General features: G+C 70.4%; 24 protein-coding genes and 2 tRNA genes. 11 read left to right on the forward strand and 15 right to left on the reverse strand.

Annotation, left to right across the window (positions count from 1 at the left end):
- The first annotated feature begins 309 nt into the window (after positions 1–309).
- Positions 310–384 (forward strand) — tRNA-Gly (locus ACTB72_RS11645).
- A 49-nt stretch (positions 385–433) separates the two neighbouring features.
- Here the strand turns inward: ACTB72_RS11645 and ACTB72_RS11650 are convergent.
- The 7 genes from ACTB72_RS11650 to ACTB72_RS11680 all read right to left on the reverse strand — a co-directional run bounded on the left by ACTB72_RS11650 (position 434) and on the right by ACTB72_RS11680 (position 6646).
- Positions 434–1489: a tyrosine-type recombinase/integrase gene (locus ACTB72_RS11650; RefSeq protein WP_463037161.1), complete on the reverse strand. Its 1056-nt coding sequence runs from the start codon at positions 1487–1489 to the stop codon at positions 434–436.
- Positions 1490–1670: 181 nt separating this feature from the next.
- Positions 1671–1889, reverse strand: coding sequence for a phage head-tail joining protein (locus ACTB72_RS11655; protein WP_463037162.1), 219 nt, complete (start codon positions 1887–1889; stop codon positions 1671–1673).
- A gap of 3 nt (positions 1890–1892) precedes the next feature.
- On the reverse strand, positions 1893–3668 hold the full coding sequence (locus ACTB72_RS11660; RefSeq protein ID WP_463037163.1) for a prohead protease/major capsid protein fusion protein: 1776 nt from the start codon (positions 3666–3668) through the stop codon (positions 1893–1895).
- Positions 3665–5068 carry a phage portal protein gene (locus tag ACTB72_RS11665; RefSeq protein ID WP_463037164.1) on the reverse strand — a complete coding sequence of 468 codons (1404 nt, stop codon included), beginning with the start codon at positions 5066–5068 and terminating at the stop codon, positions 3665–3667. The genes ACTB72_RS11660 and ACTB72_RS11665 overlap by 4 nt, the downstream gene beginning before the upstream one ends.
- A gap of 11 nt (positions 5069–5079) precedes the next feature.
- The gene (locus ACTB72_RS11670) at positions 5080–5433 is read right to left on the reverse strand and encodes a DUF2190 family protein (protein ID WP_463037165.1); all 354 of its coding nucleotides are present in this window, start codon (positions 5431–5433) and stop codon (positions 5080–5082) included.
- A 138-nt stretch (positions 5434–5571) separates the two neighbouring features.
- Positions 5572–6120, reverse strand: coding sequence for a hypothetical protein (locus ACTB72_RS11675; RefSeq protein WP_463037166.1), 549 nt, complete (start codon positions 6118–6120; stop codon positions 5572–5574).
- A 73-nt stretch (positions 6121–6193) separates the two neighbouring features.
- Entirely contained in the window at positions 6194–6646 is a 453-nt protein-coding gene (locus ACTB72_RS11680) for a hypothetical protein (RefSeq protein WP_463037167.1), read from the reverse strand.
- Positions 6647–6723: 77 nt separating this feature from the next.
- On the opposite strand from ACTB72_RS11680, the gene ACTB72_RS11685 reads away from it, so the two are divergent.
- Positions 6724–6951: a helix-turn-helix domain-containing protein gene (locus ACTB72_RS11685; RefSeq protein WP_463037168.1), complete on the forward strand. Its 228-nt coding sequence runs from the start codon at positions 6724–6726 to the stop codon at positions 6949–6951.
- 30 nt (positions 6952–6981) lie between these two features.
- The gene (locus tag ACTB72_RS11690) at positions 6982–7839 is read left to right on the forward strand and encodes an NYN domain-containing protein (RefSeq protein WP_463037169.1); all 858 of its coding nucleotides are present in this window, start codon (positions 6982–6984) and stop codon (positions 7837–7839) included.
- Between the two features lie 18 nt (positions 7840–7857).
- Here the strand turns inward: ACTB72_RS11690 and ACTB72_RS11695 are convergent, their stop codons facing one another.
- From ACTB72_RS11695 to ACTB72_RS11710, 4 genes are all read right to left on the reverse strand, one after another.
- On the reverse strand, positions 7858–9699 hold the full coding sequence (locus ACTB72_RS11695) for a phage terminase large subunit family protein (protein ID WP_463037170.1): 1842 nt from the start codon (positions 9697–9699) through the stop codon (positions 7858–7860).
- Positions 9692–10207, reverse strand: a complete 516-nt coding sequence (locus tag ACTB72_RS11700; RefSeq protein ID WP_463037171.1) for a hypothetical protein — start codon at positions 10205–10207, stop codon at positions 9692–9694. Before ACTB72_RS11700 ends, ACTB72_RS11695 begins: the two co-directional genes overlap by 8 nt.
- Positions 10208–10338: 131 nt before the next feature.
- On the reverse strand, positions 10339–11091 hold the full coding sequence (locus ACTB72_RS11705; protein WP_463037172.1) for a helix-turn-helix domain-containing protein: 753 nt from the start codon (positions 11089–11091) through the stop codon (positions 10339–10341).
- Positions 11084–11446: a hypothetical protein gene (locus ACTB72_RS11710; RefSeq protein ID WP_463037173.1), complete on the reverse strand. Its 363-nt coding sequence runs from the start codon at positions 11444–11446 to the stop codon at positions 11084–11086. The genes ACTB72_RS11705 and ACTB72_RS11710 overlap by 8 nt, the downstream gene beginning before the upstream one ends.
- Positions 11447–11510: 64 nt before the next feature.
- Here ACTB72_RS11710 and ACTB72_RS11715 point away from each other — a divergent pair.
- The 5 genes from ACTB72_RS11715 (at position 11511) to arsH (ending at position 14265) form a co-directional block, all read left to right on the forward strand.
- Positions 11511–11610: transfer RNA gene (locus tag ACTB72_RS11715), tRNA-Gly, on the forward strand.
- A 117-nt stretch (positions 11611–11727) separates the two neighbouring features.
- Entirely contained in the window at positions 11728–12075 is a 348-nt protein-coding gene (locus ACTB72_RS11720; protein WP_463037174.1) for an ArsR/SmtB family transcription factor, read from the forward strand.
- Positions 12072–13139: an ACR3 family arsenite efflux transporter gene (arsB, locus tag ACTB72_RS11725; RefSeq protein ID WP_463037175.1), complete on the forward strand. Its 1068-nt coding sequence runs from the start codon at positions 12072–12074 to the stop codon at positions 13137–13139. The genes ACTB72_RS11720 and arsB overlap by 4 nt, the downstream gene beginning before the upstream one ends.
- Positions 13136–13537, forward strand: a complete 402-nt coding sequence (gene arsC / locus ACTB72_RS11730) for an arsenate reductase (glutaredoxin) (RefSeq protein ID WP_463037176.1) — start codon at positions 13136–13138, stop codon at positions 13535–13537. Before arsB ends, arsC begins: the two co-directional genes overlap by 4 nt.
- The gene (gene arsH, locus ACTB72_RS11735) at positions 13534–14265 is read left to right on the forward strand and encodes an arsenical resistance protein ArsH (protein ID WP_463037177.1); all 732 of its coding nucleotides are present in this window, start codon (positions 13534–13536) and stop codon (positions 14263–14265) included. Before arsC ends, arsH begins: the two co-directional genes overlap by 4 nt.
- Positions 14266–14293: 28 nt before the next feature.
- Here arsH and ACTB72_RS11740 read toward each other — a convergent pair whose 3' ends face one another.
- Complete coding sequence (locus ACTB72_RS11740; protein ID WP_463037178.1) at positions 14294–14536, reverse strand: accessory factor UbiK family protein; 243 nt, start codon at positions 14534–14536, stop codon at positions 14294–14296.
- A gap of 210 nt (positions 14537–14746) precedes the next feature.
- On the opposite strand from ACTB72_RS11740, the gene ACTB72_RS11745 reads away from it, so the two are divergent.
- The 3 genes from ACTB72_RS11745 to ACTB72_RS11755 all read left to right on the forward strand — a co-directional run bounded on the left by ACTB72_RS11745 (position 14747) and on the right by ACTB72_RS11755 (position 18326).
- Positions 14747–16186, forward strand: coding sequence for a leucyl aminopeptidase family protein (locus tag ACTB72_RS11745; RefSeq protein WP_463037179.1), 1440 nt, complete (start codon positions 14747–14749; stop codon positions 16184–16186).
- Positions 16186–17025 carry a C40 family peptidase gene (locus ACTB72_RS11750; RefSeq protein ID WP_463037180.1) on the forward strand — a complete coding sequence of 280 codons (840 nt, stop codon included), beginning with the start codon at positions 16186–16188 and terminating at the stop codon, positions 17023–17025. Before ACTB72_RS11745 ends, ACTB72_RS11750 begins: the two co-directional genes overlap by 1 nt.
- Before the next feature lie 122 nt (positions 17026–17147).
- On the forward strand, positions 17148–18326 hold the full coding sequence (locus ACTB72_RS11755; protein WP_463037181.1) for an amino acid aminotransferase: 1179 nt from the start codon (positions 17148–17150) through the stop codon (positions 18324–18326).
- A 191-nt stretch (positions 18327–18517) separates the two neighbouring features.
- Here the strand turns inward: ACTB72_RS11755 and ACTB72_RS11760 are convergent, their stop codons facing one another.
- The 3 genes from ACTB72_RS11760 to ACTB72_RS11770 all read right to left on the reverse strand — a co-directional run bounded on the left by ACTB72_RS11760 (position 18518) and on the right by ACTB72_RS11770 (position 22953).
- Complete coding sequence (locus ACTB72_RS11760) at positions 18518–19399, reverse strand: MBL fold metallo-hydrolase (protein ID WP_463037182.1); 882 nt, start codon at positions 19397–19399, stop codon at positions 18518–18520.
- 178 nt (positions 19400–19577) lie between these two features.
- On the reverse strand, positions 19578–21350 hold the full coding sequence (locus ACTB72_RS11765; protein WP_463037183.1) for an AcvB/VirJ family lysyl-phosphatidylglycerol hydrolase: 1773 nt from the start codon (positions 21348–21350) through the stop codon (positions 19578–19580).
- A 175-nt stretch (positions 21351–21525) separates the two neighbouring features.
- Positions 21526–22953: an adenylate/guanylate cyclase domain-containing protein gene (locus ACTB72_RS11770; protein ID WP_463037184.1), complete on the reverse strand. Its 1428-nt coding sequence runs from the start codon at positions 22951–22953 to the stop codon at positions 21526–21528.
- Positions 22954–23102: the final 149 nt, after the last annotated feature.

A 23102-nucleotide genomic window follows, 5' to 3' on the forward strand; every position in this document is an offset into this window, starting at 1 on the left:
TACTGCCGCGACCTCAGCTTCGCGCTCGACATCAGGATCATCATGCGCACCGTCCGCGTCGTGCTGGGCCGCACCGGGCACTGATCCGCGCGCCGATCGGGCCCCTCGACCTTCGGACCAACCAGACGCCGTCTCGCCCCCGCGAGGCGGCGTTTTCCGTTTCATGCCCCCCGTCCAGGGCCGACCCACGCCGCGGATCGCACGGAAATCCGGCCGGTCGCGATGACTTTGCGAAACCCTGCGAATTTGGCGTTGCGGACCTCTTGCACCGCCTCGCGAATCTCTGTAATTCACCGCTCACCGAAGGATGCGGGCGTAGCTCAGGGGTAGAGCATAACCTTGCCAAGGTTAGGGTCGGGCGTTCGAATCGCCTCGCCCGCTCCAACGGTTACCCGGTTTCGACCATACCGGGCGCACAGTTTCCCGCACAGTTTCATCGTCTGCGCTCCATTGCTGCGACGCCGCGCGCCTGATGATTTGGGCTGTGGTGCCAGTAGTGGTTTCGGATCGTGGCGGGGCTGGTGTCGAAGTATTCCGCCGCGTCCTCCACATCGAGACCCGCCATCATCGCCCAGGTGATCGCGGTATGCTTGAGCGCGTGCTGCGTCACGTCCTCGGTGATCTCCGCCCGTTCACAGGCGCGCCGTACGGCCGTCTTGATCGAAGCGACAGGCCGACCCCGGAACGCCACCACATGCGTCTCACCGGGCCTCGCAAGGGCCTTCCAGCGCCGAAGGTGGTTCGCCAGTTGCCTCGGGAGCCTGCATTCGCCCCTCCGCTTCTTCGTCTCCCGCTGACCGTCCTCACGAAAGCGGACCACGCCCCGCTCAAGGTCGACCCGCGCCCACGTCAGTTGCAGAACGGCGCTCATGCGACGCCCGGTGTAGAGCGACAGCAGGATGAACCGACGGGCGTGCGGGGCGGCGGCGCGAAGGATCTTCGCCGCCTCCGCCCGCGTGAGCCAGCGGTCGCGGGGAAGCCCCGACTCGGTCAGCGTCACCTGAATGGGATGCACAAGCATTCCCTCGGCGTGGGCATATCTCAGCGCAGCTTGCAGCACGCCCAGTTCACGCCGCACGGTGGCCGTGCCGGCCGTGAAGGTCTGGCCGGCCTCGTTCGTGCGCGGCTTCGCCCTGTGGCGCTCATAGGCGGCGCAGGTGGAGCCCTTCACCAGGTCGCAAGTCAGGTCGCCCCAGAAACCCGCCAGCCGAGTGATGTTGTTCGCCATCGTCACCTTGCCGACAGCCTTGGGGCCGCGGTCGGCGCCGTAGCGCGCCAGCACTTCGCCGACGGTTAGCTCGTGCGGGGCAGCGGGACCACGGCGGCGCTCGGGCGCGCGGGTCGCGATGTAGGCTTGGAGAGCTGCCTCAGCGCCTCCGCGGTCGCCATCGCCGCATCCCGTCCGCCGGGTGACATGGCCGTCGCGGATGATCCATTCGCCCGTGTCGGGGCGCTGGTAGAGGCGGGCAGGGAGGCGTTTTCGGGGCATTGCGTGAGGCTCCAAAGATCTCCGGGCGTGAGGTAGAGGCGCCGTCCGATCTTCCGATATGGAAGCCTGCTTTCTCGGATCAGGCCGCGGAGCGTGTTGACGGTGATCGAGGCAGGAAGCCGCGCCGCAGCGTCCTGAAGGGTCATAAGCTCATGATCCAGCATCGCGCGGTCGCCTTCCCTCAAAGTCCCTTGGAAGTCGAGACGCGCACCTGGCGCGTCGGACCTGTCGCTTGAGCGGCGGCGATGCGCCGCTCAAGGTCATTGATCGCGCGGCCCATGTCGGCCTCCGACTGGTAGGTTATCGACTTGCCGCTGGTCGAGACGGTCATGACGCCCGCGTAGCGCGCCCGCAGAAGGGTGTCGCGCAGGGTTTCCAGCTCGGATACCGAAAGGGCCATGGGTCACGCCCCCGGATTGCGATACCAGCCGCGCCAGTCGACGAAGCCGGCGCCGAAATCCAGCCGGACCTTGATCTGCACGCCGTCCACTTCGAAACCGTTGCGGCTTTCGATCTGCGGGCCGGGGGCGCCTTCCAGATAGGCGTATTCGAGCCCGTCGATCTCGGAGGGCGAGGCGGCCAGATACCAGGCCGCGGTGTTCGCGAAGCGGGGCTCCACGATCACGGAAAGTCCGGTGTGGGGGTTCACGTCGCTGGTGCTGGCGGGGGTGGTCTGCGTCACCAGCGACAGGGCGAGGTCTTCCAGCTCGGGCGCCACCACGAAGGATTTCGGCGTGACCGAAATCGGCTCGCCCGAAATGCCCTTCTGGCGGCGCATGGCGACCTTGGCGGCGGTCAGGGTGGCGAGGGACGGCGGCGCTCCCGATCCGGCGAGGTTCCCATGATCCGCGTGGAACAAGGCGAGGGCGTCCGCCATCGCCGGATTGCTCACCAGGAGGTCGGCGAGGGTCTTCGCCTCGAACTGCGCCGCGGCCTGGCCGAAGCGCGTGGAAAGACTGGCGAAGGCGCCGAGGTCATCGTTGATGATCGCTTGGCGCGAAATCGCGATGATCCGGCCGAAGGTCTCAACCGCATAGGACTCGGTCGCCTCGGCCATGGTCCCATGCGTGAACTCGCCGCTTTCGCCCACCTTCAGCAGCTCGGGGGCCTCGCCGAGCTGAAGGCGATGTTTGGCGCGGAAGTCGCGGGCGGTTGTCGCCGCGGCTGCCTGTTTCACGCCCGCCGGCGCGGCGGCGTAGGCGGCGCGCAGGGTGCGCCCCACGGTGTCGCCCAGGATCAGGGAGAAGTCGGACGTGGTGTGCAGGGCGCGCGTGACCAGAGAGGCGGGCGCGAGGCCCGTGGTCGAGACGCCCGCGCGCTTCAGCATGTCCCGCGCCATGTCGGCGGTGGACAGGCCGGCGAAGGGCCGGGCGGGGTCGCTCAGCTCATGCGCGGGGTTGATGCGGGCGTAGAGGGCTTCGCCGATGCGAGCCGCGCGGATCTCGGGCGCGTCGTTGTCGTGCAGCACTTCGGCCCGCGGGGTGCGGATCGGCTGCGCGCTGCGGGTCTGCATTTCGGCGAAGGCCGCGGCGCGGGCCGCATCGATCGTGGCGGAGGCGTCCACCTGCGCGTCGGACCATTCGCGGCCGAGGCCGGCGAGGCGGCCGATCTGGCGAATCTCCGAATTCACCTGCGCGCGGTTCTCGAGCGCGGCGGCCGACGCGGGGCGATCCTCGGTCACGTCTTCGGGGTCCATGGGGGTGCTCCTGATGGTTGCGCCCGGATCGGCCGGGACGGGGACGAGAGAGATTTCAACCGGGGTCCAGCGTGTCGCGGTGCGCGTGACCGTGCCGTCGCGGGCGCGCTGATCGGCGAAGGCGTCGATCCGGTAGCCCAGCGACACGCCGCGCAGGATGCCGGCCTCGATGTCGGCCAGCACGTCGTCCAGGGCGGCGCGGGCTGAAAGGCGAAGCGTGACGATCAGCGCGCCGCCTTCGACCCGCGCCGCGTCCACCACGCCGAGAATGTCTTCGGTCGAGCCCATGCGGTGCGCGTTCAGAACCGGCCCCCCGACCAGGCGCGACAGGTCCGCGGCTTCCACGGGGATCAGCTCCACGAAGCCGGGACGGCGCACGGGGGCGCCGGTGCTGGCGACGGCTTCGACGGTGCGCGCTTCGCGGTCCAGGGTCCGGGGGCGCAGGTCGAGGCGCAGGGCGGCGGGACGGACGGGAGCGTTCATGCGGCGGCCTCCGGGACGGCGGGGGCGGTCGGGACGCCATCGGCCTCGATTTCGGCGTCGAGCTGGTCGAGGTCGCGACCACGGCCAGCGACGACTTCGCGGCGCGACTTGAACCGCGCGGCGACGGCGGCGACTTCGGCGTTGATTTCCTTTTCGGGGTCGACCTGCGGCCAGCCCGGACGGATGAAGGTCGCGGCAAGCCACGGGCGCGGATCGGCCTCGAAGCCGGGGGCGGCGAGGCGGCCTTCCAGAATTTCGAGGGTGATCCAACGCCGCCAGATCGGGCGCAGCGCCTGCGGGATCAGGACCTGATCTTGGACAGCTTCCATGCGGCGGCGGAAATCCAGCTCGCCCGCGCGAATTGACGAATAGTTCACGCCCGAAAGGTCGGCGCTCAGGCGCTCATAGGTCACACCGATTCCCGAGGCGATGCCGCGAAGCTGCGCCTTCAGGAACTCGCCCGCGGCGCCGGAGCCAGCCGGCGTGGTGGCGAACTTGATGTCCTGACCGGGACGAAGAACGTGGAGGGTTCCGGGCTCCATGCCCGCCTCCATCAGCCCGCCGGCCTCGGCCCCCTCGAAACCGCCTGCGCCCGGTCCCTGCTCATAGATGAAGCCGGCGAACATGGCTTCGGTCTTCAGCCGCACCAGGAGGGCGTCTTCGGCGCCGTCATGGTCGGCGAGGCGCAGCAGGACCGGCGCCAGCCAGCTCAGGCCGCGGACCTGGCCGGGGAACTGCGCCCGGAAGACGTGGAGAATGTCGGCGGCGGGCAGGCGGCGGGGCGTGAGGTTGGAGGCGAACGGCAGGTCGGTGGAGTCGTCGAAAACGTAGTAGGCGACCCGCCGGCCCTCGGCGTCGAATTCGATGCCGGCGACGATCCGGGCGCCATCGCCAAGGTCGCGGTGCAGCGACGGGTCCACCTGGTTCGGGTCGAGCAACTGAAGGCGCAGGCCCTCGCCCTCCCATGCGCGCATCAGAATGAATGCCTCGCCATCGCGCACCAGGGCGCGGGCGACTTCGGCCTGATGCGCGGCGAAATTCACGCGCCCGTCACCGGACACGTCCTCGGACCAGACGGCGAAGGCGTCATTGATCGCGGAACGCTCGCCGGGGGTCGTGTGGGCGGACTGCGGACGGATGCCCACGGAGCCCGTCAGGGAGGACGCGACCGTCTCGACGGCCGCGGTCCCGTAGGGATTGTTCGCGACTTGGTAGCGAGCGCGGGACAGGATCGGCCCGCGCGCGGCCAGCGCGGCGGTGTTCGGCGCTGCCATGGACTGCGCCCCGCCCCAGCGCCGCCCGCCGCCGGCCCCGTCATAGGACCGGCGGGCCGCGCTGTCGGCCATACGGCGGAACAGGCGGGGAAACAGGCGGGCGGGGAGGCCGGGGCGCAGGCGCATCGGAGCGAGGCTCAGGCCGACAGGGCGGCGGCGGGGGCGGCGCCGTTGAGGCGGACGCGGCCGGTGGCGGAGGGGTCCGCGGCCGGGGCGGCGGCCACGCCGATCAGCACGTTGCCGGCGTCCTCGGCCGTGGTGCAGCCGTCGCCGTCATCGTCCCAGAAGATCGCGGCCCCGACCGTCCACGCCTCGGCCGAGGTCTTCGGCAGGTCGAAGACGCCCCGCGTCACGATCTCGGCCGCCGCACCGATGGCGGCGTCATGGGCGGCCACGCCGAACAGCAGGCCGACCAGGACGCCGCCGCCGCTGGCGACGGTGGCGGGGGCGGTCACGGTCATGGTGTCGCCCGTCTGCACGAAATTCTTCATCGTCACCTCCATCTGAAACTTGTGGTGGTCCGCCCGTGTCAGCGCGGAGCGCAGGCGGACCAGACGGGGGGCGTAGCTCCAGCTCCGCCCTATTTCAGCGGCGCCCCATAGCGCCGCCGAAATCCCGGTATCGCGCGCTCAACCTTCGATACCCTCGCGTTCGAACAGGTCTTTGATGGTGCGTTCGATGGGGTCGAGCGCGACGACCGTGGAGGCCCGGCGCCGAGGGTCGGCGAGACGGTCGAGAAGGTCGGGGCCGGCAATCGACACGTAGGCGAACGGGCCGGGATTGCGGGCGCTGCCGCGAACGGCCCCGTCCGCATCGGTCATGGCAGGCACATTGGCTTCGGGATCATCATCGGCTTCAGCCGGAGCGTCGGCCGCATAGAGCTTCGCCAGCTTTGGCGCGATGCTTCCTGTTGAAACCACCAGGAACGCGGGCACGCCTTCGCTGGACAAGCGGGCGGCACGTGCAGCGGCAACGGCCACGGCAGGCGGGACGCCCAGCTCGGAGAGGCGGGCGGCAACAGCCAGCACAAACGCCTCGCCGAAGGTCAGGAGGGTCGCAACCCCATGGCCGGGATCCTGATGCGCTGGCTGAAAGATGCCCTTGCGCCGCCATTCAACGATGCGGGTTCGCTCCACCCCGGCCTCCGCGCAGACATCCGCGAATTTAACGCGCTTCATGATCGCCCTCCTGTAGTGTTTATTAACACTACATACCGAAGTCGTGTTTATCAACCCTTCTCGGCTATGATCCTCAGGCCATCGCTAAGGCGGCGCGGTAGGTCGCTCGCAACACGCGCCCATCCAGGTCGCCAGCCCAACCATTGAAGTTCTGCGCTTCGGGGTTGAAGCGGGACGCTCCGGGCGCGAGGGCCATCCCGCCGCTGAAAAGCGATCCAGCGATGCGCACCAGGGCGGCCACGTCGCGCGGATGCTCCGGCGAGGCGGCGACGGCTTGCTCCATCAGCGCCCACTCACGTGCTTCGAGCGGCGGAAGAAGGGATGCTTCCGCCTCGATGTGTTCCGGCCGGGGCATGGCAAGGATGATGCCGTAGACGCGGTTCATTTCCCGCTCGACCGTCAGCAGCTCAGCGAGGATCGCGTCCAGCGCGGTCGGCGCGTCGGAGGGAGCGGCGAAGGCCGCGGGGGATAATAAGACGGCGCAGGCGGCAGGGGCGGCGAGGGCGGTGCGGCGGGTCATTTCCATGTTGGCGCTCCGATGAACTTACAGATAACATGCAATCCCATAGATAGCAGAGGTTGCAGATTTTCTGCAAGTCCTGAATGCAGGCAGAGCAATGTAGAGCCGCGCGCGGTCTAATCGGTTGGTCTCAGGAGCAACTCGCAGAAGCGGCAGGAGTGGCTGTCCGAACGTTGATCAGTTTTGAGAAGGGCGAGCGCACGCCTCAGCGCAGGAACTTAGATGCCCTTCGCGGTGCGCTCGAAGTGGCGGGCGTAGTCTTTATTCCGGCGAACGGAGGAGGCGCAGGGGTTCGACTCCAGAATAAATAGGAGAAACCTTCGATAGGAGATTGAGCAACTATGAGAGTTGGTCTTGGCCTTGGACTTACATCGCAGCAAGCGCAAAAACAGGGGGGGCTTGATTTGCCGACGCGTTATATGTTTATAGATGGCGCGAGCCTACAGAAATCTATCGACAAGTTCATCGACAGATTGAGCGAAAACGGAATTACCGCAAGAATAGATTATAAGCGTATTTTTCAAGGTGCGGAACGATATTTTTACTATGACTCGCTTCCATCTCAACGTAATAATGAGAGCGCATCGGAGTTCGCAAAAAAAGAGGCTGAGAAAGAAGCGTTCTTTTATGATATTTCTCGCTTTGAAAACGTAAGCGTTCGACGCGCCCTTACTAGACGCAGCAAGAAGCAGGACCAAAAGGGCGCGGACATCTTACTTGCCGTAGATTGCCTAACGCATGCCATGAGGGGGAATATTGATCAGGCAATAATAGTAGCCAACGACTTAGATTTTTTTCCACTTCTCGAGAGCCTCATGCAGACCAAGACACGCTCTCAGTTGATATTCGACCCAGACCACACGTCTAAAGAACTTATTTCGTGCGCCGACCACTCCATTATTTTAGGAAGCCAAAAAATGATGACATGGCTCTATGGAGACACCATAACGCAACTGAGGTCGGACAATTTGAGGGGGGAAGATAGAGACGCAATGAAGCCAACCCGGAAAGGCTTCATTGAAGGCGTGAGGGTTGAAATACTTGCAAGCCCCCAAAAAAATCTCTTTAAGGCGAGATATATTGACGAGCGCCGTGGCGAAAATTGGAGATCGGAGGGGTCTGCATTTTATATTGAATTTCTAGCCATCGGCGAGGCAGAGGCGCGATTTAACGGAAAGTTTCAGGAGTGCGACCTTTGATATTGCGAGACACGCAAATCATAGGTCTATCCATCTCGATCTAATGATCGTTCGTCGAGCCGTTGCCGGAATACTCCGCGCGGTCTCGGCCTTACGCGGGACCGCATCCAGTGCCGTCGCCTCACGTTCAAGATCCAGCCCCTGCACGAACAGCCCGCGCAGCGCGGCCGAGGCGTAGACGTGGCAATCCAGCGCCTCGTTGCGGATGCCGGCCCGCTTCGGCTCCCATGACCGGATCGGCCGGCCGTTCACATACCGGGTGCGGACCTTCTCGGCCGTGAGCTGATCGAACCATTCAGGGCCGAGGCCGGCGTCGAAGCGGATGCAGCCGGGGCCATGCTCGACGACGGCAAGACGGGCGGCGAGCTGGTCTTTCAGCCCGTCCACCCCGACGATGAAGACAGGGGCACCGCCCTTGCCCTTCGACACGGTTCGCGGCCACGCGGGGACGCCCTGCCCGCCCCGCCCCTTGATGCCCCACACGCGCCGGCGCAGGCGGGTGCGAACGAATTCATAGGCCGCGGCGGTGTTGCGTCCGCCCGTGTCCAGGGCGACGGCGCGCAGGGCCATGTCCGGGACCGCGCGGGCGTGGGGCCAGCGCCGCAGCAGGAAGGCGTCCAGATCATGCCATATGTCAGGCCCGGACGGATCGCCCCAGATAACCCGATGGTCCAGGACGAAGGCCTGTTCCCCGGCGCCCCAGCCGACTCGCTGCACCTCCAACCGATCCGCCTGCACGTCCACGCCTGCGGTCTGAAGAACCACGCCCGCCGGCAGCTCGTCGCCGAAGGTCTCGCGTCGAGCCAGCAGCCCGCCGGCGTCGATCACCTCGCCGCCCTGATCCTCCCACGTCTCGCCGAGGCAGGTGTTCACCCACACCTGCAGGCGTGCCGGATCCTTGCGGACCTTGCCGTGAGCCTCGGCGATCTCGCCGAAGGTCTCGAAGACCGAATAGAGCGACGACAGGTGAAAGCCGGCAGTGCGGCCGTCGCCGGGGGCCGTGGCGCGCCACTCGCCACGGGCCAGCAGGCGGGACTTGTCGCGGTCCTCGATCACCCCTCCGCACGCCTGGCACATGGCGTAGGCGTCGCCCCGGCGCCCCTCGGGCCACTTGATGTTCCCCCATTCGAGCGTCTGGAACGTGTCGCAGCTCGGGCACGGGATGAAGAACCGGCGTTGGTCGGATTCCAGGTAGGCGGCTTCGATACGGGACTCGCCCTTGATGGTCGGGGTCGAGACCAGGAGGATTTTCCGCCGGCCTCGATAGGTCGCCGTCCGCTTCACGGCGAGGTCTACAGGATCGCCCTCGCCGTCCGCATCGTCGGGGAAAGCGTCCACCTCGTCCAGGAACAGGTAGCGCGCGGGGGTCGAGCGGAGGCCGGCGGCCGAGTTGGCGCCCGTCATCACGATTTGCCCGCCGGGGAACGCCTTGGCGAAAGCGGTGTTGGTGCTGTCGCGCGACCGGGCCGGGGCGATGCGCCGGCGCAGCTCGGGCGTGGCTTCGATCATGGGGTCGATGCGGGTCCGGGTGTTGCGGCGAACCATGTCCAAGCTCGGCATCACCAGAAGCGCGAGACCAGGCGCGTTGTGGACGATGTAGCCCAGCCAGTTGAGGCCGGCTTCGGTCCCGCCGAGCTGCGCGCCTTTCACGAAGACGACCCGCTCGAACGGTGAACCGACGCTGAGCGCGTCCATGATCTCGCCCAGGTAGGGCGCTCGATCAGTGCGCCAACGGCCGGGTTCAGCGGAGGTCGGGGGGAGGAAGCGGAAGCGGTCGGCCCATTCGGAGACGCTGAGCTGGCGCTCGGGCATCATGCCGGCGCGCCATGCGGCATCGACCACGGCGAAATCATCAGGCATCGGCGAGAGGGTCCAGCGGGGTTTCGGCGAGCTGCGCGAGGTGATCGCGCATCAGGCGGTCGAGAGCGGCGAAGGTGGCGGCGGCGTCGGCCCCGATCTCGGCGGCCAGCTCGGGCGCGATGCGGCTGATCCAGCCCAGATGCGCGTCCCGCTCCATCCGGGCGCGCTCGAAGACGACCCGCTCGACGGTGCGTCGGTCGATCAGGTTCCCGCGGGCCTTGTCCAGGTCGAGCGTCGCGGCTTCGACCTTGAGCCGGTCCAACTCGCGCCGCGGGTCGGCGTGGGGCTTGTCGGCCAGCGCCTTGCGGCGATGCGGGGCGATGTTCGCCTGATACCAGGTCAGCGCCTCGGCCCGGCGAACCTTGCCCTCAGGCGTGAGCGGCAACCCCTTTTCGACAAGCTGCGAAACACGCGCCCTCGACAGCCCCAGCTCTTCGGCGAAGGCCGATTTCGAGACCACGGGGGGCGGGGCGTTGGTCGCCTCAAGGTTGTCGAAGGGGAGGTCCATGGCGGATTAGTTCAGCCTTTTCAGCGGCTTCACGCTAATAAACTGGTGCGCTAAAGCGACCCGTATACGTTCGGGGCCAGAGGGACCCGTAATCGACTGATATTGCGTGCATTTTTTCATCACAAATACCCTCAGCCGCTCGCCGCCACGCCGTCAGGCGAAGCCCGCAGCGGCGCGCCCCCGGCCTTGAGGCTGAAGAACCGAAGGGCCGTGCGGGCGTCCTCCACGTCTCGGCGAGCGGGGGGCCAGCCGAAGGGGACCAACGCCCCAGCCTCGCCCATTCTCTGCGTTCGAAGGCCCATCACGTCGAGCGACGGCCAGCCGTTTCGGGCCAGCCAGTCCGACCAGGCCGCAAGCCGCTTGGGACAGGCCACGAATTGTTCGGGGATCGCCGGGCCTCGGGCTCGGGCCGGCTCGGAACGGTCGGTCGAAGGCCGAGACGGGCGGTCGCCTCGCGCGCGCGCCCTTGGATCAATACTTGGTTCAAGAATGGGGGAGAAATCCATTTCTCCTTTTTCGTGTCGCTCATTTCTCCTTTTCCGCTGCTCGCGCGCCTCGGAAAGAGGAACCACATTTCCCCTTTTATCCGGCTCGCAGCCGGCCGGGAAAGCGAGCGAATAGGTCGAGGATCGGCCCCGCCCTCGGCCGCGTGAAACGGCCAGCCAGCCGGCGTCCTCCATCTCGCGAATGGCGATCTGCACCATGCGCTCAGAGCGGCTCACGGCCTCGGCCAGCGTCGCCTTGGAGGGGTATGCCTCGCCGGTCTCAGCGTTGGCGAAGCGGGTGGCGAGGATGGCGGCGATCAGCTTGGCCGTCCCGGATCGGGCGGGGTCGGCGATGATCTGTTGCATCCAGTCGAAGCGGTCGCGGTTCCAATCAGGCATCAGGAACCTCCCCGGCCAGCTCGGCGCGGATCGCCTCAAGCCATTGCGCCTGGCGGGGCGTCGGAGCCCATCCAGTGCCGGCGTTCGCGAATCGGCGCAGGTTGCGGATGAAGCGGGCTTCGCTATCCGTCAGGATCGCCATTTCCTGCGCCACGAAGCGCAACGCTTCCTCCCAGTCCGCGGGCTCGGGAGGCGGAACCGGAAGGCCGGCGGCGAGGTCATGGAGGTCCAACCCGGCCTTGCCCAGGACGTTGCGGATCGCGCGCACGGTCGCGATCACTTCACCCTCGGAGTCCGATGCGAGCCGCGGGATCAGCCGGGAAAGGCGGGGGTGCAGCGAGGCGAGGTCAGGCATGATGCGCAGCGCCTCCGCACAGATACCGCACAGAAACCCCCGGACAATACGGGAACACGGTAGCGCGCAGGTGAAGCGAAACGCTTTCAGACCAAGCGCTTAAGGTATGAGCAATGACCTTGCCAAGGTTAGGGTCGGGCGTTCGAATCGCCTCGCCCGCTCCAACGGTCCTCAACAAATCGAATGACTTGCATCAACCCCATCCGGGGGCGTGCTCCGGCGCGCGGCGGCTCCGCATGAGCCGCTTGCGTCGCATCTTTTATGTCGATAATTCTCGAATTATGGAATCGACAGACGCCCTCGCCGCCTTCGCAGCCCTCAGCCAGCCCATGCGGCTCGACGTGTTCCGCCTGCTGATCGGGGCGGGGGATGCGGGCCTCCTCGCCGGCGAGATCGCCGAGCGGCTGGAGGTCCGGCACAACACGCTTTCGGCCAATCTCGCGATCCTTGTGCAGGCCCGGCTGATCCGGAACCGGCGCGAGGGCCGCGCCATCCGCTATTTCGCCGACCTCGACGGACTGAAGCGCCTGCTGGGTTTCCTGCTGGAGGATTGCTGCGGCGGTCGCCCCGAGCTCTGCCGTCCCCTGATCGACGAGATCGCCTGCCCCCACGAGGAACCCTCCGCATGACCGACGCCCCGCCCCTCGCCCCCGGCGGCCTGGGCCGCTTCGAGAAATGGCTGACCCTGTGGGTCGCGCTCGCCATGGCCACGGGGCTGGCGCTGGGAGAGCTCGCGCCCGGCGTCTTCGGCGCGCTGGCGGGATGGGAGGTCGCCAAGGTCAACCTGCCGGTGGCGGTCCTGATCTGGGCGATGGTCTGGCCGATGATGGTGGGCATCGACTTCGGCTCCCTCGCCCAGGTCGGGGCCCGGCCGCGCGGGCTCGCCATCACGCTGGCGGTCAACTGGCTGATCAAGCCCTTCACCATGGCGGCCCTCGGCGTGCTGTTCTTCCAGCACGTCTTCGCCGGGCTGATCGACCCGGCGGAGGGGCGCGAGTGGCTGGCCGGGTTGATCCTGCTCGGCGCCGCGCCCTGCACCGCCATGGTGTTCGTGTGGTCCAACCTCACCCGCGGCGACGCCGCCTACACGCTGGTCCAGGTCAGCGTGAACGACGTCATCATGATCTTCGCCTTCGCGCCGCTCGTGGCCTTCCTGCTGGGGGTGGGCGACATACAGGTGCCGTGGGACACGCTGCTGCTGTCGGTCGGGCTCTACGTGGTCCTGCCGCTGCTCGCCGGCGTCGCGATGCGCGCACGACTGGTCCGGAGGGGCGGAGAGGCGGCGGTGGAGGCGTTCAAGGACCGCGTGCGCCCCGCCTCCATCGCCGGCCTGCTGTTCACCGTCACGCTGCTCTTCGGCTTTCAGGGGTCCGTGATCCTCGACCGGCCGCTCGCCATCGCGCTGATCGCCACGCCCCTGCTGATCCAGTCCTACGGCATCTTCTTCATCGCCTATCTCGCCGCCCGCGCCCTGCGCGTGCCGTTCGAGGTCGCGGCCCCCTGCGCGTTGATCGGCACGTCGAATTTCTTCGAACTGGCGGTGGCCGTCGCGATCAGCCTCTTCGGCCTCGGCTCGGGCGCGGCGCTCGCCACCGTGGTCGGCGTGCTGGTCGAGGTGCCGGTGATGCTGTCGCTGGTCGCCTTCGCCAACCGCACCCGCTCCTGGTTCCCTGCCGACGGAGGCCCCGCATGACCGTCACGATTTTCCACAACCCCGCCTGCGGGACCTCGCGCAACACGCTGGCGATGATCCGCGCGGCGGGGATCGAGCCGCAGGTGGCGCCCTACCGCGAAACCCCGCCCGACCGCGCGCGGCTGGAGGGGCTGATCGCCGCCATCGGCCGGCCGGTGCGCGAGATCATGCACCGCAAGGGCGCCCCTTACCACGCGCTCGGCCTCGACGACCCGGCGGTGGACGACGCGGCCCTGATCGACGCGATGCTCGCCCATCCGATCCTGATCGAGCGGCCCTTCGTGGAGACGCCCCACGGAGCCCGCCTGCGCCGGCCGCCGGAGACGGCGCCGGACCTGTTGGGAAACCCCGATATCGGCGCCTTCGCCAAGGAAGACGGCGAGGTGGTGCGCAAGTGACCGAGGCCCCCGACGTCCCCGACGACTTCCCGGCGCTCGACGCCGCCTGCGTGCAACCGCTCGACCCCGCGCTCTACGCCGCGCCGGGCGATCCCGGCCACAAGCCGCGGATCCTGCTGCTGCATGGATCGTTGCGCGCCCGGTCCTATTCCCGCCTCGCCGCCGAGGAGGCAGGCCGCCTGCTGCGCCTCTTCGGCTGCGAGACGCGGAGCTTCGACCCGTTCGGCCTGCCCTTCCCCGACGGCGCGCCCGAGGATCACCCCAAGGTGACGGAACTGCGCGCGCTGGCGGTGTGGTCGGAGGGGATGGTCTGGTCCTCCCCCGAACGGCACGGGGCGATGACCGGCGTGATGAAGGCGCAGATCGACTGGCTGCCGCTGAGCCTCGGCGGCGTGCGGCCCACGCAGGGCAAGACGCTGGCGGTCATGCAGGTCTGCGGCGGGTCGCAAAGCTTCAACGCAGTCAACCAGATGCGCATCCTCGGACGCTGGATGCGGATGGTGACCATCCCCAACCAGTCCTCGGTCGCCAAGGCCTGGGACGAGTTCGACGAGGCCGGGCGGATGCGCGCCTCGCCCTACTACGACCGCATCGTCGATGTGATGGAGGAGCTCGCCCGCTTCACCCTGATGATCCGCGGGCGATCCGACGCGCTGACCGACCGTTATTCGGAGCGGCGCGAAACCGCAGAGGCGCTTTCGAAACGGGTCAACCAGGGGCGGCTCTGACGCCGCCCCTGAAAGTCAGGCCCGCCGGTCAGAGCCGGCCTTCGAGGGCGGCGATGCGGGCCGCGAGCGCCTCGTTCTCTTCGCGCGCCTTCACGGCCATGTCGCGGACCGCGTCGAATTCCTCGCGCGTGACGAAGTCGTTGTCGGCCATCCAGCGCTCGATCCAGCCGCGGAACGCAGTCTCGGCCTCGGCCCGGGCGCCCTGGGCGACGCCGGCGGCGGAGGTCATCAGCTTGGAAATGTCGTCGAAGAACGGATTGCGGCTCTGCATGCCGGCGCTCCTGGTTCCGGCGCCGCGGGGCGGGCGCCGTGGGTTTCGGGATCGGTCTCATCCCAACATGGCGCGTCAGGGCCGGTTTCGCCACCCGACGCGCCGACGCGGGCGCTTTAAGTTCCGCGGCGCGTCGCTTGCGCCCGCCGCGCGCGTCGCTAGGCTGGCCGCCCGATCCTCCAGCATCCGCCGCGACAAAGGCCAAGCCCGATGACCGAACCCGAACGCCCCGCGCTGCCCGTAGCCGAGCGCCTGGCCGACCCCGCCGAGGCGGCCGCCGCCACGCCGCTGCGCCTGGTGCCGAAGGATGGCCTGGACGCGGCGCTGGAGGCGCTCGTCCCCGCCCAGCGCGCCTGGGCCGAGGCGACCGACTTCAAGGCGCGGCTCGGCCAGATCTGCCTGCTGCCGGGGCCGGACGGCGCGCTTGCCGCGGTGCTGTTCGGCTGGGGCGACGCCAAGGCGCGGAAGCGCTCCCGCTTCGATCTCGGCCGGGCGGCGGAGAGCCTGCCCGCAGGGACTTACGCGCTGGATGCGGCCGCGGCCCCGGGGGCGGAGGCGAGCTCGGCCCTCGCCTGGCTGCTGTCGCGCACCCGCTTCACCCGCTACAAGCCCGCGACGCTGGCCGATGCCCGCCTCGTGGTCCCCGCGGGCGTCGACGCCGCCGCCACCCAGCGCATCGCCGACGGCGTCGCGCTGACCCGCGCCCTGATCGACACGCCCGCCGAGCATATGGGCCCGGCGGAGATCGAGGCCGCGGCCCGCGCGCTGGCGGACGAACATGGCGCGACCGTCTCGGTCATCGCCGGCGACGCGCTGCTGGAAGCGAATTACCCGATGATCCACGCGGTCGGCCGCGCCGCCGCGCCGGGGCGCGAACCGCGCTTCATCACGCTCTGCTGGGGGCCCGAAGACGCGCCCGCCGTGACGCTGGTCGGCAAGGGCGTCGCCTTCGACACCGGCGGGCTGAACCTGAAGCCCGGGTCGTCCATGGGCCTGATGAAGAAGGACATGGGCGGCGCGGCCCAGGTGCTCGGACTGGCGCGGATCGCCATGGCCTCGGGCCTGAAGGCCCGCCTGCGGGTGCTGATCCCGGCGGTGGAGAACGCGGTCTCGGCCTCGTCCTTCCGCCCTTCCGACGTGCTGATGTCACGCAAGGGCCTGACGGTGGAGATCAACAACACCGACGCCGAGGGAAGGCTGGTGCTGGCCGACGCGCTGGCCCGCGGCGACGAGGACGCGCCCGAGCTGATGCTGTGCTTCGCCACCCTCACCGGCGCCGCCCGCGTGGCGCTGGGGCCGGAACTGCCGCCGTTCTACACCGACGACGACGCGCTCGCCGCCGCGCTGGCCGAGGCCTCGGCCGCGGTCGCCGACCCGATCTGGCGGATGCCCTTCTGGGATGGCTACGAGGAGCAGATCGAACCTGCCATCGCCGATCTCGACAACGCGCCCTCCGGCGGCATGGCGGGCTCGATCACCGCGGCGCTGTTCCTGCGCCGCTTCGTCGGCCAGGCCCACGCCTTCGCCCATTTCGACGTCTACGGCTGGACCCCCTCCGCCCGCCCCGGCCGCCCGCGCGGCGGCGAGGCCCAGGCGATCCGGGCCTGCTGGTCGGTGCTCGAAGCCCGCTACGGCGCGGGGGCCGCGTGATGGCCGCCGCGGTCCTCGACCCCCGCCTGACCCCGGCGCGCCCCGACCTCGCCGCCGAACGGCTGCGCGGCGAAGTGGAGGCGGGGCGCTACGCCTCCCCGGTCCGGATGCGGGTGGCGATGGGGGTGGCGCCGATGCGCGCCCGCCCCGGCGCCAGGGCGCTGGCCTCCGAGCTGGTCTACGGCGCGACGTTCGAGGTCTATGAGAGCGCCGGCGGCCTCGCCTGGGGGCAGGCGAGCCGGGACGGCTATGTCGGCTACGTGCCGGCCGAGGCGCTGGAGGCGGCGAACGGCCCCGCGACCCACCGGGTGACCGCGACGCTGTCGCATCTCTATCCGGGGCCGGACCTGAAGACCGCGCCGCTGACGCCCCTGCCGATGAACGCGCTGCTGTGCGGCGCGGTGGAGGGCGACTGGCTGGTCACCCGCCGCGGCTGCGCCCCCGCCCAGCATGTGGCGGAGGCCGGGACCCGGGCGAGCGACTGGGTGGCGGAGGCGGAGCGGTTTCTCGGCGCGCCTTACCTCTGGGGCGGGGGCTCGGCGCTGGGGATCGACTGTTCGGGCCTGGTGCAGGCGGCCCGCTGGGCGGCGGGGTTCGACTGCCCGCGCGACAGCGACATGCAGGCCGAATGCGGGGCCCCGGTGGCGCGCGAGGCGCTGCGGCGCGGCGACCTGGTGTTCTGGAAGGGCCATGTCGGCGTGATGCTGGACGAGACGCGGCTGCTGCACGCCAACGCCCACCACATGGCCTGCGCCGTCGAGCCGCTGGAGATCGCCGCGGCACGGATCGCTGCGGGCTCGGCCGGCGCGCCCACCGGCTTCCGCCGCCTCGACCTCTGACGCCGCCCGGGACGATCCGGCGCCGCCTCTTGCGCCCCCACCTCTTGCGCCCCGGTCCCGGTTCGCGCTTTCTGCCCTCCGCCGTTACCGACGCCCGCCGCTCACGCCCGAAAGGCCGCCCGATGTTCGAGGCCCTGCCCCCGCCCGAAACCGACCCGATCCTGGCGCTGATGGCGCGGTTCCGCGCCGATCCGCGCCCCGATCTGGTGGATCTGGGCCCCGGGGTCTATCGCGACGAGACCGGCCAGACCCCGGTGTTCCGCGCCGTGGCGGAGGCCGAGCGGCGCATGGCCGACACCCTGACCACCAAGACCTATGTGGGCCTCGCCGGCGACCTGGAATTCTGCCGCCTGCTGGGGGTGGAGACATTGGGCGCGCCCCTGCAATCCCGCGCCGCCGCCTGCCAGGCCACCGGCGGCTCCGGCGCGCTGTTCGTGCTGGCCCGCCTGCTGCGCGCGGCCCGGCCCGACGCCGTGGTCCACCTGCCCGCCCCGACCTGGCCCAATCACCCCGCGGTGTTCCGCGGCGTGGGGCTGGCGGTGGCGGAATACCCCTATGCGGACCGCGCGGTGCGCGCCCTCGACTTCGACGCCATGGCCGCGCGGCTGGAGACCCTGGGCCCGGGCGACGTGGTCCTGCTGCATGGCTGCTGCCACAACCCGACCGGCATGGACCCCGACGCGGGCCAATGGGCGACGCTGGCCGACATCGCCGCCCGCCGCGGCTGGATTCCGCTGATCGACATGGCCTATGCCGGTTTCGGCGAAGGCTGGGAGGCGGACTGCGCCGGCATCCGCGGCATGATGGACGCCGTGCCCGAGGCGCTGGCGGCGGTGTCGTGCTCGAAGAATTTCGGGCTCTATCGCGACCGGGCCGGCGCGGTCTTCGCCACGCTCGACGATCCCGCGCGCCGCGCCGTGGTGCAGGCGACGCTGGAGGGGATCAACCGCAACATCCACTCGATGCCGCCCGACCATGGCGGGGCGCTGGTGCGGGTGGTGCTGTCGGACGCCGCCCTGCGCGCCGACTGGGCGGCGGAACTGGAAAGCATGCGTCTGCGCATCGCCGGCAATCGCCGGGCGCTGGCCGAGGCGCTCGCCGCCCGGCCCGGCGGTCAGGACCTGAGCCATCTGGGCGACCTGCGAGGCCTGTTCTCGCTGCTGGGCCTCTCGCCCGCGCAGGTCGACCGGCTGCGCGAGGCGTTCGGGATCTACGTGGTGGCCGGCGGACGGATCAACCTGGCGGGGATGAACGCCGGCCAGGCCGACCGGGTGGCCGAGGCGCTGCTGGCCGTGGCCTGAGCGCCCCTTGCGGGGACGGGGCGCGAGCCTCGCTTCGCTCGGGGTTTCCGCCTGCGGCGGCAGGAAGAGCCTCGCCTCGCTCGGGTTCGTCGCCTTCGGCGGTAGGAAGAGCCTCGCTGCGCTCGGGTTCGTCGCCTGCGGCGGTAGGAAGAGCCTCGCTGCGCTCGGGTTCGTCGCCTGCGGCGACGGGGTCAGCCGCCCGGGGGCAGCACGAAGATCGTGGGCTCGGTCGGCAGGGTGCGGGGGGTGAGCGTCAGCGCCGGGATGTCGGCGCGCACCATCCGGAAATCCGTCGACATGCCGTCCAGAAACCGGTCGAGCGAGCTGTAGCCGAAGTAGTGCATCGGCAGCACCACCGAGGCGCGCACCCGCTTCAGGAGCGCGATCATGTCCGGCAGGTTCAGCGTCGCGCCCCCGTCCACCGGGGCCATCACCACGTCGAGCCGGCCGATGGCGGCGTAATGGTCGGGGCCGAGCGTGTGGTGCAGGTGGCCGAGATGGCCGATGCACAGATCCCCGACCTCGAAGACGAAGATCGAGTTGCCGTCCTTCTCCACCCCGCCGCCCCAGCCGCGGATGTCGGTGGTGACGTTGCGCACCAGCGCGTCGCCGACCTCGAGCCAATGCGCGGCCGGGCCCTGCCCAGGCTCCCCCCACCCCTTCAGCGCGTGGGGGATGGCGGGGTCGGGGGAGGCGGTCCAGTGCGTCTCATGCGCGTGGTTCATGGTGACCACGTCGGGGATGGCGACCGGGCCGGACCAGCCGGAATAGTCGGTGGCGATGGTGACGCCGCCGCCGGTCTCGATCAGGTAGGTGGAATGGCCGATGTAGCGAAACGTGACCCGGCCGGAGGAGGGCTCGGCCTGGGCCAGGCGCACGAAGCGGGCGTCGGGAAGGACCTGCGCGACCGACTGGCAGGCCGAGGCGAAGGCCGCGGCGGGCGCCAGCAGGGCGGCGGCGGCGGCCAGCAGCCCGGCGGCGCGGGTCGGGAGGCGCGCGGGGAGGCGCTTGGGGGGCGCTGCGGGCCGCGACCCGGCGGCGGCTCGGAACGGGGTCGTCACGGTCGCGGTCATCGGCGGCACTCCGGGACAGGCGCCGTCGCAGGCGAATCGGGCGGTCCCGGGGCCTGGCTGCGCGCTCCGTCCGAAAGCCTACAAGCGGATGACGCATCGGGAAGCCCACAGCCGCTCACGCTCGCTTGATCGCGGCCCCGCGCGAGGCCCTGACCGGCGCCCGGGCCAGGCGTCGCGGTCAGCCGCCGCCGGTCGGGGCGGAGGCGGCGGCGCCAGGCGGACCGGTCTTCTCCGCCTCCGCCCGCGGGGCGGGCGCCCCGCGCGTCGCCAGCCGCCGGTCGAGCGCCGTCAGCACATGCCGCGCCAGCGCCTCGTAATCCCCGCCGAAGTGATGGCCGCCTTCGGTGGTCACCACGTCCGCCGGACCGCCGCGCAGGGTGGGGCAGATGCTGTCGTCCTCCTTCTTGCCATGCACGCATTGCACCCGCTCCAACGGCAGCCGCGCCAGCGCCGGGGCCACGGCGCGGGCGGCGTCGGAGCTCGATCCCAGCCAGCCCGACACCGTGATCTCCCAGTCCGCGGTCCCGGCGAGCCCCAGCAGCGAGATCAGCGCCACCCGGTCGCGATGCGCCGACGGCAGGGCGAGGAAGGCTTCGGGCAGCACCCCGGCGCCGAAGGAATAGCCGATCAGCGCCACATGCGGCGTGCCCCAGCGGGCGGCGTAGAGGTCGATCAGGCGCGCCAGTTCCCGCGCCGTCTCCGCCGCGCTCCGCTCGGTCCAGAACCAGCGCAGGGCGTCGAGGCCGATCACCGGCACCCCGTCCGCCTGAAGCGCCTGGGCGAGCTTGCGGTCGATGTCGCGCCAGCCGCCGTCGCCGGAGATCACGATGGCCATGGTCCCGCGGGTCGGCCGCGCCGGCAGCTCCACCCGGGCGCGGGCGTCTCCCTCCAGCGCCCGCCTCGACGTGGCGAAGGCGAGCGCATCGGAGAGCGCGCGGGCGGCCGACGCGCCGGGAACCGGGGCGATCCGCTCGAAACGCACGCCTTCCGCCTCCATCGCCGCCACGCGGGCGCGGGCGTGGTCGGGCGCGTCGGCGGTCAGCGCGATGCTCAGCTCGGCGCGGGGCGGACCGGGGGGAAGGATGTAGGCCGCGCCCTGCGCCCCCTCGATCCGCGCGGCGCGGGTGCAGAGCGGCGCGGTCAGCGGCGCGCCGCCGTCGGGATCGGCGACCAGCACCGCGTCCAGCGTCGCCGGCGGGGTCTGGGTCAGGATGTCGAGCGCCAGCGCCCCGCCGAGGCCGGCGCCGGCGAGGATCGGGGCGTGGAACTCCTCGCCGCTGGTGGCGCGCGCCACCTCCCGCCCCAGCCGCTCGATATCCGAGACCAGGTAGGCGCAGTCGCGGTCCGAAGCGTTGAGCGCGGCGATCAGGGCGAGGCTGTCGACGGCGATCACCGCGGCGCCGGCGGCGGAGAGGCGGGCGGCGGCCTCCGCCTCCGCCGCGCCGCGGGGGCCGTCGGAGAACAGCACGACGAGGCCGGAGGCCGGCCCCTCGGGCAAGGTCACGGCGGGGTCGGGGATCAGCCCGCCGTCGAAGCGCGCGGTCACGCTCGCCTCCACAGAGGTGGTTGGCGCGACGGTTGGAGCGGCGGTCGGCGGGGCGGGAAGGTCGGTCCGCGCAGCCGGCGCAGGCGGCGAGGCGGCGGCGGGGTCGAGAGCCTCGGCGGCATCGGTTCGCAATCGGTCGGTTCGCGTTCGGTCGGGGGGCGCGCGCTCGGGCGAGGTCACGCCCGCATCGCGGCCGCCCGGGCCGGGATCGACGGTCGCGCCGAACTGGATCGGCGCGGCGCGGGCCGAGGAGGGTGCGGCCAGCGCCACGGCGATCAGCATCGAAAGCGCCGCGAGACATGCGGTGATGAACGACGCCGCGGTCAGCGCATCGGCCGCCCCGCGCCGCCGCGCCCGGACGGTCCCGACGCGCGACGTCTTCGCTTCGACCATCCTGACAAGCATGGATCGACCTCCTCGCCGTCGCGCCGACTCGCGCGACGCTCTCGCTTCGACTCTTGGGAGATGTTGGTGAGCAAATCCTAAACGCAGCCCTCAGGGCTGGAACCTCGCGCGACGCGAAATCCATTTTGTCTTTTGATCGCAAATCTTCAGATCGGATCAGGCGGTCGCCTCCGGATCATCCGGGCTCTGCAACGCCCCGCGCCCAGACCCCGGTCGGCTCGGCGCGGCCCGACAGGACCCGCGCGCCGACCGGGCGCCAGCCTTGCGCCGCAGCGCTTCCCGCGACCGCCTCGATCGCCGCGTCCGAGGCGCAGGCGGCGCAGCCGAGCTCGCGGGTCAGCGCCTCCAGCCGGCTGGCGACGTTGACGCTGTCGCCGACGGTGGCGAGCTCCATCCGGCCCGAGGATCCGACGTCGCCGATCAGCACCGGCCCCAGATGCAGGCCCAGCGACAGACGCAGCGGCGCGTCGCCCCGGGCGGCGCGGGCGCGGTTCAGGACCTCGCAGCCCGCGAGGATGTCGTCGACGCAGCCGAACGCCCGGCGGGCGCTTTCGGCCGGGTCCTCCGCCGCCGGTCCGGTCCCTCTCGGCCCCATGGTCCCCGCCGCCCCGAAGCTCGCCATCGCCCCGTCGCCTATGAACTTGTCGAGCACGCCGCCGGCGCGGAACACCGCCTCGGCCACGAGGCCATGGACCTCGCGCAGAAGGCGCATGACCTCATCGGGGGGGCGGCTCTCGGCCCAGCCGGCGAAGCCGACGACGTCGGTGAACAGCACCGCGGCCACCACCTCGCGGTCGGTGGCGAAGGGGGAATCGGCTTCGGCCATGCGCTCGGCCATCTGGGCGGGGAGATAGCGGGCGAGGTTGGCGCCCCGCCGCTCCAGCCGCACCTGACGCAGCACCAGGCGGCGCGAGCCGCGCACCACCATCGCCAGCATCCCGGCGACCGTCAGCATCACCACGGCCTCCTGCACCCAGATGCCGGGGTCCATGTAGGCGGGGTCGAGGCCGCGCAGCTCGGGCAAGTCGCCCCAGGCGGGGTTGGCCGGGGGGAGCGCGCCGAGATCGGCGGTGACCCCGGGCAGGCTGAGCACCCAGGCGCGCCCGAGGCTCCAGAACCCCGCCGCGCAGAACCCGCCCCACAGCACGATGCGCGGCGAGAAGCTGAAGGCGAGGGCGGCGAGCATGATGAAGAAGTAGATGACGTTGCCCAGCCGCAGCATCATCGGGGCCGGGAGCGGCGCGGCGGAGATCGGGTTGGGCAGGATCAGGATCAGGGTGAGCAGCGCGAAGTTGAGCGCGACGAAGGCGTAGATGTGACCGCCGCCCGCGCCGCGGCGGCGCGCGAGCCCGTATTGCAGCCAGACCGACGCGGAGAACAGCGGCATCAGGGCCACGTAGAACAGCCCCTCGGGGTAGCCGGCGAGCAGCAGGACCACCGGGGCGATGGCCGCGACCGCGCAGGTGACCGCGATGGCGGTGAGGCGGTTGCGGGCGAGCTGCTCGGACGCGAGCATCCGGGCGAGGCGGTCGTCGACGTCGTCCGGGCCGGTCTCGGCGCGGGTCCGGGCGGCCGGGTCGGCGGTCGGGTCGGGATGATGCATATGAGCCCCCTGCGCGCCCGTTTCTGACCTTGCGGCGGGCGGAGCGCAAGCCGGGCCGGCGGGAGCGCGCCGCCCTCCCGGAGGCGCCTGGCCGGACGGACGGAAGCGCGCCGCCGGGCCGAGCGAGGGCCGGACCGTGGCGCCGCGGC

The organism is Albimonas sp. (assembly GCF_055129145.1).

Excerpts from the sequence above, each read along its gene's own strand:
- ACTB72_RS11650 (WP_463037161.1), bottom strand. The coding sequence starts at position 1,489 with ATGCCCCGAAAACGCCTCCCTGCCCGCCTCTACCAGCGCCCCGACACG.
- ACTB72_RS11655 (WP_463037162.1), bottom strand. The coding sequence starts at position 1,889 with ATGGCCCTTTCGGTATCCGAGCTGGAAACCCTGCGCGACACCCTTCTG.
- ACTB72_RS11660 (WP_463037163.1), bottom strand. The coding sequence starts at position 3,668 with ATGAACGCTCCCGTCCGTCCCGCCGCCCTGCGCCTCGACCTGCGCCCC.
- ACTB72_RS11665 (WP_463037164.1), bottom strand. The coding sequence starts at position 5,068 with ATGCGCCTGCGCCCCGGCCTCCCCGCCCGCCTGTTTCCCCGCCTGTTC.
- ACTB72_RS11670 (WP_463037165.1), bottom strand. The coding sequence starts at position 5,433 with ATGAAGAATTTCGTGCAGACGGGCGACACCATGACCGTGACCGCCCCC.
- ACTB72_RS11675 (WP_463037166.1), bottom strand. The coding sequence starts at position 6,120 with ATGAAGCGCGTTAAATTCGCGGATGTCTGCGCGGAGGCCGGGGTGGAG.
- ACTB72_RS11680 (WP_463037167.1), bottom strand. The coding sequence starts at position 6,646 with ATGGAAATGACCCGCCGCACCGCCCTCGCCGCCCCTGCCGCCTGCGCC.
- ACTB72_RS11685 (WP_463037168.1), top strand. The coding sequence starts at position 6,724 with ATGCAGGCAGAGCAATGTAGAGCCGCGCGCGGTCTAATCGGTTGGTCT.
- ACTB72_RS11690 (WP_463037169.1), top strand. The coding sequence starts at position 6,982 with ATGAGAGTTGGTCTTGGCCTTGGACTTACATCGCAGCAAGCGCAAAAA.
- ACTB72_RS11695 (WP_463037170.1), bottom strand. The coding sequence starts at position 9,699 with ATGCCTGATGATTTCGCCGTGGTCGATGCCGCATGGCGCGCCGGCATG.
- ACTB72_RS11700 (WP_463037171.1), bottom strand. The coding sequence starts at position 10,207 with ATGGACCTCCCCTTCGACAACCTTGAGGCGACCAACGCCCCGCCCCCC.
- ACTB72_RS11705 (WP_463037172.1), bottom strand. The coding sequence starts at position 11,091 with ATGCCTGATTGGAACCGCGACCGCTTCGACTGGATGCAACAGATCATC.
- ACTB72_RS11710 (WP_463037173.1), bottom strand. The coding sequence starts at position 11,446 with ATGCCTGACCTCGCCTCGCTGCACCCCCGCCTTTCCCGGCTGATCCCG.
- ACTB72_RS11720 (WP_463037174.1), top strand. The coding sequence starts at position 11,728 with ATGGAATCGACAGACGCCCTCGCCGCCTTCGCAGCCCTCAGCCAGCCC.
- arsB (WP_463037175.1), top strand. The coding sequence starts at position 12,072 with ATGACCGACGCCCCGCCCCTCGCCCCCGGCGGCCTGGGCCGCTTCGAG.
- arsC (WP_463037176.1), top strand. The coding sequence starts at position 13,136 with ATGACCGTCACGATTTTCCACAACCCCGCCTGCGGGACCTCGCGCAAC.
- ACTB72_RS11740 (WP_463037178.1), bottom strand. The coding sequence starts at position 14,536 with ATGCAGAGCCGCAATCCGTTCTTCGACGACATTTCCAAGCTGATGACC.
- ACTB72_RS11745 (WP_463037179.1), top strand. The coding sequence starts at position 14,747 with ATGACCGAACCCGAACGCCCCGCGCTGCCCGTAGCCGAGCGCCTGGCC.
- ACTB72_RS11750 (WP_463037180.1), top strand. The coding sequence starts at position 16,186 with ATGGCCGCCGCGGTCCTCGACCCCCGCCTGACCCCGGCGCGCCCCGAC.
- ACTB72_RS11755 (WP_463037181.1), top strand. The coding sequence starts at position 17,148 with ATGTTCGAGGCCCTGCCCCCGCCCGAAACCGACCCGATCCTGGCGCTG.
- ACTB72_RS11760 (WP_463037182.1), bottom strand. The coding sequence starts at position 19,399 with ATGACCGCGACCGTGACGACCCCGTTCCGAGCCGCCGCCGGGTCGCGG.
- ACTB72_RS11765 (WP_463037183.1), bottom strand. The coding sequence starts at position 21,350 with ATGCTTGTCAGGATGGTCGAAGCGAAGACGTCGCGCGTCGGGACCGTC.
- ACTB72_RS11770 (WP_463037184.1), bottom strand. The coding sequence starts at position 22,953 with ATGCATCATCCCGACCCGACCGCCGACCCGGCCGCCCGGACCCGCGCC.